At 59.6% G+C, this 12803-nt stretch carries 13 protein-coding genes; 5 read left to right on the plus strand and 8 right to left on the minus strand.

All coding sequences use genetic code 11. The features are described 5' to 3' along the window. The first annotated feature begins 13 nt into the window (after positions 1-13). A complete protein-coding gene (locus tag KBW81_RS06575) occupies positions 14-760 on the plus strand; it encodes an RlmE family RNA methyltransferase (protein WP_090184674.1) in 747 nt (248 codons plus the stop codon). On the opposite strand, the gene KBW81_RS06580 is transcribed toward KBW81_RS06575, so the two are convergent. Continuing rightward, complete coding sequence (locus KBW81_RS06580) at positions 748-1350, minus strand: sulfotransferase family protein (RefSeq protein WP_090184677.1); 603 nt, start codon at positions 1348-1350, stop codon at positions 748-750. The genes KBW81_RS06575 and KBW81_RS06580 overlap by 13 nt on opposite strands. A 200-nt stretch (positions 1351-1550) precedes the next feature. Between KBW81_RS06580 and recA the strand changes: the two genes are divergently transcribed. From recA to KBW81_RS06600, 4 genes are all read left to right on the plus strand, one after another. Then, a complete protein-coding gene (gene recA / locus KBW81_RS06585; protein ID WP_090184680.1) occupies positions 1551-2630 on the plus strand; it encodes a recombinase RecA in 1080 nt (359 codons plus the stop codon). A 167-nt stretch (positions 2631-2797) separates the two neighbouring features. Next, a complete protein-coding gene (gene alaS / locus KBW81_RS06590) occupies positions 2798-5452 on the plus strand; it encodes an alanine--tRNA ligase (RefSeq protein WP_254248757.1) in 2655 nt (884 codons plus the stop codon). After that, a complete protein-coding gene (locus tag KBW81_RS06595) occupies positions 5449-5736 on the plus strand; it encodes a DUF1330 domain-containing protein (protein WP_254248758.1) in 288 nt (95 codons plus the stop codon). The genes alaS and KBW81_RS06595 overlap by 4 nt, the downstream gene beginning before the upstream one ends. Positions 5737-5753: 17 nt before the next feature. After that, a complete protein-coding gene (locus KBW81_RS06600) occupies positions 5754-6203 on the plus strand; it encodes an MOSC domain-containing protein (protein ID WP_254248759.1) in 450 nt (149 codons plus the stop codon). A gap of 146 nt (positions 6204-6349) precedes the next feature. On the opposite strand, the gene typA is transcribed toward KBW81_RS06600, so the two are convergent. From typA to KBW81_RS06635, 7 genes are all read right to left on the minus strand, one after another. Next, positions 6350-8167 carry a translational GTPase TypA gene (gene typA / locus KBW81_RS06605; protein WP_090184693.1) on the minus strand — a complete coding sequence of 606 codons (1818 nt, stop codon included), beginning with the start codon at positions 8165-8167 and terminating at the stop codon, positions 6350-6352. Between the two features lie 63 nt (positions 8168-8230). Further along, positions 8231-8566, minus strand: coding sequence for a DMT family transporter (locus KBW81_RS06610; RefSeq protein ID WP_254248760.1), 336 nt, complete (start codon positions 8564-8566; stop codon positions 8231-8233). 154 nt (positions 8567-8720) lie between these two features. Further along, positions 8721-9116, minus strand: coding sequence for an ACT domain-containing protein (locus KBW81_RS06615; protein WP_254248761.1), 396 nt, complete (start codon positions 9114-9116; stop codon positions 8721-8723). 190 nt (positions 9117-9306) lie between these two features. Beyond that, positions 9307-9909: a YitT family protein gene (locus KBW81_RS06620; protein ID WP_254248762.1), complete on the minus strand. Its 603-nt coding sequence runs from the start codon at positions 9907-9909 to the stop codon at positions 9307-9309. Positions 9910-10018: 109 nt separating this feature from the next. Continuing rightward, positions 10019-11227 carry an NADP-dependent isocitrate dehydrogenase gene (locus KBW81_RS06625; RefSeq protein WP_090184702.1) on the minus strand — a complete coding sequence of 403 codons (1209 nt, stop codon included), beginning with the start codon at positions 11225-11227 and terminating at the stop codon, positions 10019-10021. A gap of 163 nt (positions 11228-11390) precedes the next feature. Beyond that, positions 11391-11552, minus strand: coding sequence for a hypothetical protein (locus KBW81_RS06630; protein WP_175499119.1), 162 nt, complete (start codon positions 11550-11552; stop codon positions 11391-11393). 3 nt (positions 11553-11555) lie between these two features. Beyond that, complete coding sequence (locus tag KBW81_RS06635; protein ID WP_175499120.1) at positions 11556-12779, minus strand: formate dehydrogenase subunit gamma; 1224 nt, start codon at positions 12777-12779, stop codon at positions 11556-11558. Positions 12780-12803: the final 24 nt, after the last annotated feature.

Genomic DNA, 12803 nt, shown 5'->3' on the forward strand with positions numbered 1-12803 from the left:
AGAAGAAACGAACATGGCAAAGACACCCAGCAAAAATTCATCGGGCCGCGGACAGCGGGATCTGACGGTCAAGGTCAAGACCGCGCGGGGCCGCTCTTTGTCCTCTACGCGTTGGCTGCAGCGGCAGTTGAACGACCCCTACGTGAAGAAAGCCAAGATCGAAGGCTATCGCGGCCGGGCGGCGTTCAAGATCTTGGAACTTGACGATAAATATCGCTTCCTTATCCCCGGCGCGCGCGTGGTCGATTTGGGCTGTGCGCCCGGCGGCTGGTGCCAAGTCGCGGTGCGCCGCGTGAACGCCTTGGGCGAGCGGACGTCAAAGGCCGTGGGCCGCGTGCTGGGCGTCGATCTGCAAGAGGTCGAGCCGATTGCTGGCGCTGAAATTCACCAGCTTGATTTTCTGGATGACGGTGCCGACCAGTTGGTGATGTCGTGGCTGGATGGCCAAGCCGATGTGGTGATGTCCGACATGGCGGCCTCTGCGTCGGGCCACAAGCAGACCGACCACTTGAAAATCATCGCGCTGTGCGAAGCGGCGGCTTATTTTTCCTTCGACGTGCTGACGCCGGGCGGCACCTTTGTCGCCAAGGTTTTGGCGGGCGGGGCAGAAGGCAATTTGCAAAAGCTTCTGAAATCGCGATTCGAGAAAGTGTCGAACGTCAAACCGCCTGCATCGCGGTCTGACAGTTCGGAAAAGTTCGTCGTCGCGACCGGTTTCAAAGGACCGCTGCCGGACGATCCAAACGATCAGGACGACTGACGCGCAGCCTGCCAAACCTCAAACTCCGCCGCCCGCTTGTCGCGCAGCTTTGCCTCTACCGCGGGGCTAAGCACCGCCGCGCGCGGGGGCGAGACATTGAGGCGGGGCAGCGTCAAGGTCACGTCAAGCCGTTGTTCTAAAAACGCAATCAGGCGATCCTGGTCCTCGTAGGCGAACAGGTGATCGACCGCGATCTGGCCTTCGCCGTCGCAGACAAACTTTGCCTGACTGCCGACATTGGCAAAGGGTTCAGGCTTGCCCTTCACGTATTCCAGCACGAATTCGTCAAAGCTGACGTCTTTGGTGCTGTTCGGATGCCCGTCCAGATCGGCGCGCGCGCGGTAGCGATACCAGCTGCCCAGCCAGTCGATGGGATCACGCACGACGGCCATCGTTTCTGGTTCTTGCCCGCCCGCCTGGACAAAGAACGGTTTCAGAAACCGGCGATAGCGGTAAATTGGCGCATGCTTGATGGTCGGCGGATCGCGCAGGACCATCGCGGCCTTGGGGCCAAGCGCGCCCTCGATCGCGGTGGTGCCGGTTTTTGGCACGGCCAAAAAGACCAAGTTTTCTTTCCAAAAGACCAGCATGGCGGCTCCGTTTCGCTATTCTTGGGCAGACCCTAATTCATGCACAAATTTTTAACCACTCTGGGTGCAGGTTTAATTTGGTTAAGAAATGAGTTGAAATGTTCTCGCTTTGGTCTCATATAAAGCGTTAAGAACAGATCAAGAACACATACCGGCGATTGCGGCCCCCCCACCGGGCATGACATAAGGACGCGACTGACATGGCAACGGCAGAACTTCTGAAAATGACTGACAAGAAAACCGCCGACAAGCAAAAGGCGCTGGAAAGCGCGCTGGCGCAAATCGAACGTCAATTCGGCAAGGGGTCCATCATGACCCTTGGCGGCCAAAACCAGATGCGCGACATCGAAGCGACCAGCACTGGATCGCTTGGGCTGGATATCGCGCTTGGCATTGGTGGCCTGCCCAAAGGCCGCATCATTGAAATTTATGGTCCGGAATCATCGGGTAAGACGACGCTGACCCTGCATTCCATCGCGGAAGAGCAGAAAAAAGGCGGCGTTTGCGCCTTTGTTGATGCGGAACACGCCTTTGATCCGGCCTATGCGAAGAAGCTAGGCGTCAACCTGGACGAGCTGCTGATTTCGCAGCCCGACACCGGCGAGCAAGCGCTTGAGATTGTTGACACACTGGTCCGCTCTGGCGCGGTCAGCTTGGTGGTGATCGACTCCGTCGCCGCTCTGACACCGAAGTCGGAAATCGAAGGCGATATGGGCGATAGCAGCGTTGGCGTGCACGCCCGCCTGATGTCCCAAGCGATGCGCAAGCTGACCGGTTCGATCAACCGCTCCGGCTGTATGGTGATCTTCATTAACCAGATTCGGATGAAGATCGGCGTCATGTTCGGCTCGCCCGAGACGACGACAGGCGGAAATGCGCTGAAGTTCTACGCCTCCGTGCGTTTGGACATCCGCCGCATCGGTTCGATCAAGGACCGGGACGAGGTTGTGGGCAACCAGACCCGCGTGAAGGTTGTTAAGAACAAAGTTGCGCCGCCGTTCAAGCAGGTCGAATTCGACATCATGTATGGCGAAGGCATTTCCAAAAATGGCGAGCTGCTGGATCTGGGCGTGAAAGCTGGCGTCGTCGAAAAGTCCGGCGCTTGGTTTAGCTACGGCGACGAGCGTATGGGGCAGGGCCGCGAGAACTCTAAGCAGTTCCTGAAGGATAACCCTGCAGCCGCGATCGAAATTGAAGACAAAATTCGCGCGGCTCATGGCTTGGACTTCGCGATGTCGGATAACGATTCTGGATCAGACGACGATCTGGTTGAAATGTAAGCTACTTCGAACGGTGCGGGGCGACACCAGAAACGCCTGACGCGCAGCGATGCGCGGACAATATCCGGGAAAGGGTGCGGCGCAGGCTGCACCCTTTTTCGTTATCGCTTTACGGTGCGGCGCTAGGGGTCTATTTCATCCCAAACCACTGCATTGAAGGCCCTGATATGACCTCTCTTTCCGATATCCGTTCGACATTTCTGAACTTCTACGGTCGCAACGGGCACGAGGTCGTCGCCTCTAGCCCGCTCGTGCCGCGCAACGACCCGACTTTGATGTTCGCCAACTCTGGCATGGTTCAGTTTAAGAACCTGTTCACGGGCGTTGAAACGCGCGATTATAACCGGGCGACATCTGCGCAGAAATGCGTGCGTGCCGGCGGCAAGCACAACGATCTGGACAACGTCGGTTATACCGCGCGGCACCATACCTTCTTTGAAATGCTGGGAAATTTTAGCTTTGGCGATTATTTCAAGGACGACGCCATCGCCTTTGCGTGGGAACTGCTGACTAAGGATTTTGGCCTGAACAAGGACAAGCTGCTGGTCACCGTCTACCACACCGATGACGAGGCCGCGGCGATCTGGAAAAAGGTCGCTGGCATCAGTGACGACCGGATCATCCGTATCCCGACTGACGACAACTTTTGGCGGATGGGGCCGACGGGTCCTTGCGGCCCTTGCACCGAAATTTTCTACGACCACGGCGACAAAATCTGGGGCGGCCCTCCGGGCTCTGCCGAGGAAGATGGCGACCGGTTTATCGAGATCTGGAACCTTGTGTTCATGCAGAACGAGCAGTTCGAGGATGGCACCATGCGCCCCCTTGATATGCAGTCCATCGACACCGGCATGGGGCTAGAGCGGATCGGCGCGCTGCTGCAGGGCAAGCACGACAACTATGACACCGACCTGATGCGGTCCCTGATTGAGGCGTCCGCCCATGCCACCAGCAGCGATCCCGACGGTCCCGGCAAAGTGCACCACCGCGTCATCGCCGACCATTTGCGCGCGACGTCGTTCCTGATCGCTGACGGCGTGATGCCGTCCAACGACGGTCGCGGCTATGTGCTGCGCCGCATCATGCGCCGCGCCATGCGCCATGCGCACCAGCTAGGTGCGCAGGATCCGCTGATGCACCGTTTGGTGCCGGCGCTGGTGCAAGAAATGGGCGCGGCTTATCCGGAACTTGGCCAAGCCCGCACCCTGATCGAAGAGACGCTGAAGAACGAAGAAGTCCGCTTCCGCCAGACCCTTGACCGGGGTCTGAAGCTGCTCGACGACGAAGTCTCGCGCCTTGGCGACGGTGAAAACCTGCCCGGCGAGGCGGCGTTCAAGCTTTATGACACCTACGGCTTCCCGCTGGATCTGACGCAGGACGCCCTGCGCGAACAGGGCCGCGGCGTGAACACCGATGGGTTCGACAGCGCGATGGCCGAGCAAAAGCAAAAGGCGCGCGCAGCTTGGTCCGGCACGGGCGAGGCGGCCGATGCTTCCGTCTGGTTTGATCTGGCGGAGTCCAAGGGCCTGACCGATTTTCTAGGCTACGACACGCTGACGGCTGAAGGCCAAATTCAGGCCCTTGTCGTGGACGGTGCAGTCGCGTCCACCGCCAAAGGCGCGGTGCAGATCGTGCTGAACCAGACGCCGTTCTATGCGGAGTCTGGCGGTCAGGTTGGCGATGCTGGGACGATCAAGACGGAAACCGGCATGGCGCAGATCACCGACACCAAAAAGGTGGCGGGTGTCTTCATCCACATCGCGCAGGTCACGATGGGTGAAATCAGCACTGGGCAGGGCGCACAGCTGCAGGTCGATACGGATCGCCGCGGTGATGTGCAGGCGAACCATTCCGCGACGCACCTGCTGAACGAGGCGCTGCGCGAGACGCTTGGCGATCACATTGCCCAGCGTGGATCGCTGAACGCACCGGATCGGTTACGGTTCGACTTTAGTCACAACGCGGCGGTGTCGGTGGATGATCTGCGCAACGTGGAGCTGGAGGTCAATGCGATGATCCGGCAGAACACTCCGGTCGAGACGCGGATCATGACCCCGGACGACGCCCGCGCCCTTGGCGCGCAGGCTTTGTTTGGCGAAAAATACGGCGACGAAGTGCGTGTCGTGTCGATGGGGCGCAAGCCCGGCAGCGGCAAAGGCGCGGATGGTCAGACCTATTCGCTGGAACTGTGCGGCGGCACCCATGTGCGCCAGCTGGGCCAAATTGGCGCGTTCGTGGTGCTGGGCGACAGTGCCTCTAGCGCTGGTGTGCGCCGGATCGAGGCGCTGACCGGGCAGGCGGCGCTGGATCACCTGCGCGCGCAGGATGCGGTGCTGAGCCAAGTGGCAGCGACGCTGAAAGCGCCTGCGGCAGAGGTTGCAGACCGCGTCCGCAGCCTGATGGATGAACGTAAAGCGCTGGCAAACGAGGTCGCGCAATTGCGCCGCGATTTGGCGATGGGCGGCGGCGGCGCGGATACCAGCGCCGAGCAGGTAAATGGCATCGCGTTTCAAGGTCAGGTGATGCAAGGCGTCACGGGCAAGGACTTGCCCGCGCTGATCGACGATATGAAGCAGCGCATGGGCTCTGGCGCCGTGCTGCTGATCGCCGAAGCGGGCGGCAAAGCGGCCGTTGCGGCGGGCGTGACGGCGGATCTGACGGACCGTTTGTCCGCCGTGGACCTGCTGCGGGCCGCCGTGGCAGAGCTGGGCGGTAAAGGCGGCGGCGGCCGTGCCGATATGGCGCAGGGCGGCGGTGCTTCGATTGAAAATGCAGAGGCTGCCATCGCGGCAGCACGTGCAGTGATGGAGAAATTGGCATGAAAACAGCGCTTTGGGTGGCCCACGTCACCGTGACGGATAACGATTCCTACGCGAAATACGCAGCCCTCGCGACGGGCGCGATTGCGGACCACGGCGGCGTCTTTCTGGCGCGTGGCGGGGCCTATGAGACGCTCGAAGGGCCAGACCGTCCGCGTAATGTCGTCGCGCGGTTTCCGTCGATGCAGGCGGCGCATGATTGCTATTATTCTGATGCCTACCAAGAAGCACTGGGTCACGCCAAAGGCGCGGCGCAGCGTGAATTGAGCATCATCGAAGAGCTTTGAAAGGCGCACTTGGCGCTATGATGTCCCGTCATGCGCAGGCGGGGCATCTGGACTGGATCGGCCTGCGTGCCGCACGGCGGGGCGACGTCGAGAGCACGTTGCGTGCCATAGTGACTGAGGCTGGCCTTGATGGCGATCGCGGCCGCCCCGGCAAGCGCGCGGTGACGCTGATACAGGCAGAGCATTTGCCCGTCATCGCTGCCTTGATCGGGCGCGATGATGTTGCAGCCGCTGACCTGCGGCGTAATTTAGTCATTTCAGGCATTAACCTAGCCGCCCTGCGCAAGGGTGCGGTGCGGATCGGCGAGGTTACCTTGCTGATCGAAGGACCCTGTCCGCCGTGCAGCCGGATGGAGGAAACCTTTGGTCCCGGCGGCTATAACGCCGTGCGCGGGCATGGCGGCTGGTATGCCTCTGTCGTGCAGGGCGGAATACTGCGGGTCGGGGATACGGTCGCGGCGGGCTGAGGGCGACGTATTTTTACATAATATCGGTCAGAGGGGGGGGCCAGCCCCCCGTCGCTGCGCGACGCCCCCCGAGGTATTTTTGACCAGAAGAAGACGTTAGAGACAAAAAGGCCCGCTCCGATGTCGGAGCGGGCCTTTTTATGTGTTTAGGCAGACTTTGCGTTCCGCTTACGCTCGTGCGGATCAAGGTAGCGCTTACGCAGGCGGATCGCGTTTGGCGTGACTTCGACCAGCTCGTCATCGTCGATATAGGCGATGGCCTGCTCTAGCGACATCGTGACGGGGGTCGTCAAGCGGACCGCTTCGTCTGTGCCGGAGGCGCGGACGTTGGTCAGCTGCTTGCCCTTGAGCGGGTTCACTTCCAGATCGTTATCGCGCGAATGTTCGCCAATGATCATGCCCTGATAGACCGCTTCCTGTGCGCCGATGAAGAACTTGCCGCGGTCTTCCAGCTTCCACAAAGCGAAGGCAACCGAGGTGCCATTTTCCATCGAGATTAGAACGCCCTGACGGCGGCCTTGGATCTTGCCCTTGTAAGGGGCCCAGCCGTGGAACAAGCGGTTCAGGATGCCAGAGCCGCGGGTGTCGGTCAGGAATTCGCCGTGGTAGCCGATCAGGCCGCGCGACGGGACGTGGGCGATGATGCGGGTCTTGCCTGCGCCAGCTGGCTTCATCTCGACCAGCTCACCTTTGCGGGGGCCTGTCAGCTTTTCGACGACGGCGCCGGTGTACTCGTCATCAACGTCGATTGTCGCTTCCTCGATTGGCTCCATCCGGACGCCATCGATGGTTTTGTAGATAACCTGCGGGCGAGAGATCGAAAGCTCGAAACCTTCGCGGCGCATGTTCTCGATCAGAACGCCCATCTGCAATTCGCCGCGGCCAGAGACCTCGAAGGCGTCGCCTTTTTCGGTGTCGGCGATTTTGATTGCGACGTTGACTTCAGCCTCTTTCATCAGGCGGTCACGAATGACGCGGGACTGCACTTTTTTGCCGTCCTTACCAGCCAGTGGCGAATCGTTGATGCCAAAGGTCACGGTGATGGTGGGCGGGTCGATGGGCTGGGCAGGGATCGCGGTGTCGATGGACAGATCGCAGATCGTGTCAGCCACGGTTGCCTTGGTCATACCGGCCAGCGTGACGATGTCGCCAGCTTCTGCCACGTCAATCGCGGTCTGGGACAGGCCACGGAACGCGAGGATCTTGGACACGCGGAACTGTTCGATCTTGGTGCCATTGCGCGACAGCGCCTTGACGGTTTCGCCTGCGCGCAGCGTACCAGCCTCGACGCGGCCGGTCAGGATGCGGCCGATGAAGGGGTCAGCGGACAGGGTCGTTGCCAGCATCTGGAACGGCTCTTCGCGGCGGGAAATCTGGGCGGGCATCGGGACGTGCTTGAGGACCATGTCGAACAGCGCATCAAGGTTTTCGCGTGGGCCGTCCAGTTCGTTGTCGCACCAGCCAGCACGGCCAGAGGCGAACATCACTGGGAAATCAAGCTGTTGGTCGTTGGCTTCCAATGCAGCGAACAGGTCGAACACGTTGTCGACAGCCTGATCAGGCTCGCCGTCGGCCTTGTCGACTTTGTTCACGACGACGATGGGGTTCAGGCCCAGTGCCAGCGCCTTGGAGAGCACGAATTTCGTCTGTGGCATCGGGCCTTCGGCCGCGTCAACCAGCAGCACAACGCCGTCGACCATCGACAGGATGCGTTCGACTTCGCCGCCAAAGTCGGCGTGGCCGGGCGTGTCAACGATGTTGATGCGCGTGCCTTTCCACTCGACCGAGGTACATTTGGCCAGAATGGTGATACCGCGCTCGCGCTCGATATCGTTGCTGTCCATGGCGCGTTCGGTCGTCGCCTCGTTTTCGCGGTAAACGCCCGATTGCTTCAGAAGCTCGTCCACCAACGTGGTTTTGCCGTGGTCAACGTGCGCGATGATCGCAATATTGCGAATGTCCATGATATCAGCCTTTGTCCGGAGTTGCCGCGCGAATACAATGCATATGCAGCAAAGGCTAGTCCCTTAGTGCGGTGACGCGGTAGAGTAAAGCTGGATGACCACAATTCCTGTGATAATCAAGCTAAGTCCGATCATCGCGGGCACATCTAGGCGCTGGTCAAAGATCACAAAACCAAAGCCAGCGATCAGCACGATGCCAAGGCCGGACCAGATCGCATAGACGACGCCCACGGGCATGACCCGCAGCGCCTGCGCCATGAAATAGAACGACGCGCCATAGAACACGACAGTAATCACGGCGGGCAGGGGCTTGGTAAATTGCTGGCTGGCTTGCAGTGCCATAGTGCCGATGGTTTCAGCGACGATGGCGATCAGCAGGGCGATGTAATGATATGGCATCGGCTAGGCATCGCGCGGCGGGCTTGGCTTGTCAATTCGCGCGACGCCGAGGAACGAGCCGCGAAACGTCTGTGTCGCTGGCCTTGAACCTGACGTTTGGCTTAACAAAGCAGAGGGTTTGGTTGACGGCGAAGCCAGCAATCACGCGACGAGTCTAGTTATTTGCCATTTCGTTTAGCACCTTCATCGCGTCGTCCTGACGTCCATCGGGCACAAAGAGATGATCGTGGAAGTAGCCAGAGACTGGATTTACGCCCATGTCATGCTTTGCAAGTTCCGTCGCAATGCGCGCCATAAAGCCGACAGCCTCTAGGGACGAATGAATATTGAGCGTGATCATCCGGCATGGAAATTCGTAAGAGAGCCCATGCGTTTCTGCCTCGGACTTTAGAAGGATATAGGTGGTTCCTTCTGCTTCTCTGAAGGTCATACGCGGCTTAATGCCGTCCAGCTTTTGATCGTGCTGAGCGGTCACGAAAACATACAAGCCTTCAACAAGGACGGCCGACATGGACCTAACGAGTTCGTCCAAATTAGTCTCGCCGGTCATTTTCGATCCACTTCGCAACATTTGCCTGATGCATCTGTATGCGGCCCAAAATCGAGGGTGTCGAGAAGGCCGGTGTTCCCGCGATAATGTCCGCCGGTTTAAGCTGAACAAGACGTTCGCTAAGCAACCGTTTCCAAAGCCACCTATGTGGGACAGAAGGCCGGGTTCGCTGGGCGTCTGACACCTGCGTTCAGGTGGCGATATAACGGTCGCGGCGGTGGTTGAAGGTGATGATCAGGTTCAGCACAACCGCGCCCAGCAGTGACCACATCACGATGGTCGCGGGGAACAGGAACAACGCTCCGGTAAAGATCACGGCGTCGACTGCCAGCTGCACATAGCCCGCCTTGAAACGGGTCGTGTCCTGCACCAGCAATGCGACCACGCCCAAGCCGCCAAGGCTGCCGTTGTGACGAAACAGCGCCAGCAGACCCAGTCCGGTAATCGCGCCAAAGGTGACGGCGGCGAAGGCGGGGTTCAGGACTTCAAACGTCATGCCGCGGGGGATCAAGGTCGTCATGACCGAGAGCGCCGTGACCGAGATAAGCGATTTGATCGTGAAGGCGCGGCCCAGCCGGTACCATGCCAGCACATAAAACGGGATGTTGATGACAAAGAAAACAACGCCAAAGGACCAACCGGTCAGATAGGCGATGATCACCGCGACGCCCGCCGTCTGGCCTGTGATCAACCCCGCAGAGGTCAGGATCGCAAGACCCAAGGCACATAGGAACACGCCAAGGCCCATGCCTTGCGCATCTTCGAGGAGGGAGTGTTTGTTGGCTGGTGACATGTCTTGCCGATAGGACAGCAAAGTTGACCTGTCTAGACGAAAACGGCCGCTCCTATCAGGAACGGCCGCCACGTCAGCATAACCGGTGGGTCATGCCTGTAATTTAAGCTTACATCGCTTTTTGCAGGTTCTGATCGACGGCATCAAGGAAGCCTTCGGTCGTCAGCCACTTTTGGTCCGGGCCAACCAGCAGGGCCAGGTCTTTGGTCATCTGGCCAGATTCGACCGTATCCACGACGACTTTTTCCAGCGTCTCGGCGAAGGCCATCAGCTGTGCGTTGTCGTCCAGCTTGGCGCGGTGCTTGATGCCGCCGGTCCATGCAAAGATCGACGCGATAGAGTTCGTGGACGTCGCCTTGCCAGCCTGGTGCTGACGGTAGTGACGGGTCACGGTGCCGTGGGCGGCTTCTGCCTCGACGATTTTGCCATCGGGGGTCATCAGCTGGGACGTCATCAGGCCAAGCGAGCCGAAGCCCTGTGCCACAGTGTCGGACTGCACGTCGCCGTCGTAGTTTTTGCAGGCCCAGACGTAGCCACCGGACCACTTCATGGAGGCCGCGACCATGTCGTCGATCAGGCGGTGCTCGTAAGTGATGCCAGCGGCCTTGAACTTGTCCTCGAACTCGGCGTCAAAGATCTCTTGGAAGATGTCCTTGAAGCGGCCGTCATAGGCCTTGAGGATCGTGTTCTTGGTGGACAGGTACACCGGATAGCCGCGCTTAAGGCCATAGTTCATCGAGGCGCGGGCAAAGTCGCGGATCGATTCGTCCAGGTTGTACATCGCCATCGCGACACCGGCGGCGGGTGCGTCGAACACTTCGTGTTCAATCGTCTGGCCGTCGTCGCCGACGAACTTGATCGTCAGCTTGCCCTTGCCGGGAAAGCGGAAGTCGGTGGCTTTGTACTGGTCACCAAAGGCGTGACGGCCAACGATGATCGGCTGGGTCCAGCCGGGTACAAGGCGGGGCACGTTTTTGCAGATGATCGGCTCGCGGAAGATGACGCCGCCAAGGATGTTGCGGATCGTGCCGTTCGGGCTGCGCCACATCTTCTTCAGGCCGAATTCTTCGACGCGCTGCTCGTCTGGGGTGATGGTCGCGCATTTCACGCCAACGCCGACTTCGGCGATTTTGTGGGCAGCGTCGATGGTGATCTGGTCGTCGGTGCGATCACGCTCTTCCATGCTCAGGTCGTAGTACAGCAGATCCACGTCCAGATAGGGCAGGATCAGCTTTTGCTTGATGAAATCCCAGATGATGCGGGTCATTTCGTCGCCGTCGAGTTCGACGATCGGGTTAGCTACCTTAATCTTGGACATGATGTCTCCGGTTGGCACGTTGCGATTGCACTCCTCCTAGCGGAAAACTTAGCGTTCGGGAAGGCGGTATACGTCGGTATACCGCAAATAGATCGGGCGCTAAATGCAAAACAGGCGCGGCACCGATGGGTGCCGCGCCTGTTTTTATAGGTTTGAACTGGCGTCAGTCGATTTTGGTTGTGACGCTATCTGCATCGCCGACACGCACGCTGCTACCCACGGTATAAGCCTCTTGCGAGGACAGAGGCACCGCGTCACGCAGGATGAAATGCGAGCCAACCATGACAACCACGGCGGCGACACAAGAGAGTAGGAAAACCTTCATCGCTTAAACCTTTCGCCGTGGTGTTGTCTCGGCCTCGACCTCTGCGGCCCAGATCGAGTGGTGCTCGCGTGCCCATTCGACGTCAACTTCGCCTTTGCCCATCGCGTCAAACGCGCCTTCCATACCGAGCGTGCCGATATAGATGTGGCCAAAGATGATCGCCGTCAGGACCAACGCCAGAATGGCGTGCCAAAGCTGCGCCAGCTGCATTTCCTCTTGCGGGGCAAGGTTCACGGGCAGGGGCCCTTGACCGAACCAACCGGGCGCGCCGATATCATTGAGCAAGCCGAAGGTGTGCCCGAACAGGTTGATCTGGAACGGAAACAGCATCGACAGTCCAGAGACGGAAATCGAGGTGCCAAAGATGATCACCGACCAGAAGATCAGCTTTTGCCCGGCATTGAACTTTTTCGCAGGTGGATGACCACCGCCAAACATGCCGCCGCCGCGCAGGATCCACTTGATATCGGTCCGGTCCGGCAGGTTATGCGCGACCCAGAACACAAAGATCATGACCAGCGCGATGATGAATGCCCAAGAGATGTTGTCGTGAACCCACTTGGTCACGCCAGCCACAGCCGCAAAAGCGTCGTGGCCAAAGATCGGGATGAACACCTTGCGGCCAAACAGTGACAGCAAGCCGGTGATACCCAGCGTGATAAAAGACGCGGCCAGCAGCCAATGGGCGAAACGCTCAATCGCTTTGAAACGTTCGATGTAACGGCCCTGCGGCGCGTGATCGAGCTTTACCTTGCCGCGGATCAAATAGAACAGCGCCAGCACGGCGAGCGTGCCGCCAAGGCCGATGGCACCCCAAAACAGCAGGGGACCGCTGCGGAATTCCAGCCAGCGCATGCCGCCATCTTGGATCAGCGTATGTGATGCGGGGCCGTTGTTTTGCGTGCGGATGTCCGCCTCGTCATAGCGCATGGCGCGCCACAGATCGGCATCGGACGGGCCGCCGCGTGTGAACAGCGGGCTATCGGTTGGATAGACTGGCTTATCTTGGCCAAGGTTTTCGGACCGATAGCTGTCGTCGACAACCTCGCCGTTTTGGCGGGCAAGGATGTCTTCTAGCGTTGTGGCCCCGCCGGTGGACGCGCGCGGGGCGGCTTCGCTTGCCCCCTCCGCGACCGGGGCCTGCAGAACATCGGGGTCGACGTATTGCGCCAACGCCGGCCCGGACAGGCCGATCGTCAGCAAAAGGGCAGTGAGGGCGCGCAGCATGGGCAGGCTCCTGTCTGGATCACA

The sequence above is a fragment of the Loktanella salsilacus genome (assembly GCF_024206795.1).
In the GTDB taxonomy this organism is placed as follows: Bacteria; Pseudomonadota; Alphaproteobacteria; order Rhodobacterales; family Rhodobacteraceae; genus Loktanella; species Loktanella salsilacus.

Coding starts and splice junctions, on each gene's coding strand:
- KBW81_RS06575 (WP_090184674.1), top strand. CDS start 14: ATGGCAAAGACACCCAGCAAAAATTCATCGGGCCGCGGACAGCGGGAT.
- KBW81_RS06580 (WP_090184677.1), bottom strand. CDS start 1,350: ATGCTGGTCTTTTGGAAAGAAAACTTGGTCTTTTTGGCCGTGCCAAAA.
- recA (WP_090184680.1), top strand. CDS start 1,551: ATGGCAACGGCAGAACTTCTGAAAATGACTGACAAGAAAACCGCCGAC.
- alaS (WP_254248757.1), top strand. CDS start 2,798: ATGACCTCTCTTTCCGATATCCGTTCGACATTTCTGAACTTCTACGGT.
- KBW81_RS06595 (WP_254248758.1), top strand. CDS start 5,449: ATGAAAACAGCGCTTTGGGTGGCCCACGTCACCGTGACGGATAACGAT.
- KBW81_RS06600 (WP_254248759.1), top strand. CDS start 5,754: ATGATGTCCCGTCATGCGCAGGCGGGGCATCTGGACTGGATCGGCCTG.
- typA (WP_090184693.1), bottom strand. CDS start 8,167: ATGGACATTCGCAATATTGCGATCATCGCGCACGTTGACCACGGCAAA.
- KBW81_RS06610 (WP_254248760.1), bottom strand. CDS start 8,566: ATGCCATATCATTACATCGCCCTGCTGATCGCCATCGTCGCTGAAACC.
- KBW81_RS06615 (WP_254248761.1), bottom strand. CDS start 9,116: ATGACCGGCGAGACTAATTTGGACGAACTCGTTAGGTCCATGTCGGCC.
- KBW81_RS06620 (WP_254248762.1), bottom strand. CDS start 9,909: ATGTCACCAGCCAACAAACACTCCCTCCTCGAAGATGCGCAAGGCATG.
- KBW81_RS06625 (WP_090184702.1), bottom strand. CDS start 11,227: ATGTCCAAGATTAAGGTAGCTAACCCGATCGTCGAACTCGACGGCGAC.
- KBW81_RS06630 (WP_175499119.1), bottom strand. CDS start 11,552: ATGAAGGTTTTCCTACTCTCTTGTGTCGCCGCCGTGGTTGTCATGGTT.
- KBW81_RS06635 (WP_175499120.1), bottom strand. CDS start 12,779: ATGCTGCGCGCCCTCACTGCCCTTTTGCTGACGATCGGCCTGTCCGGG.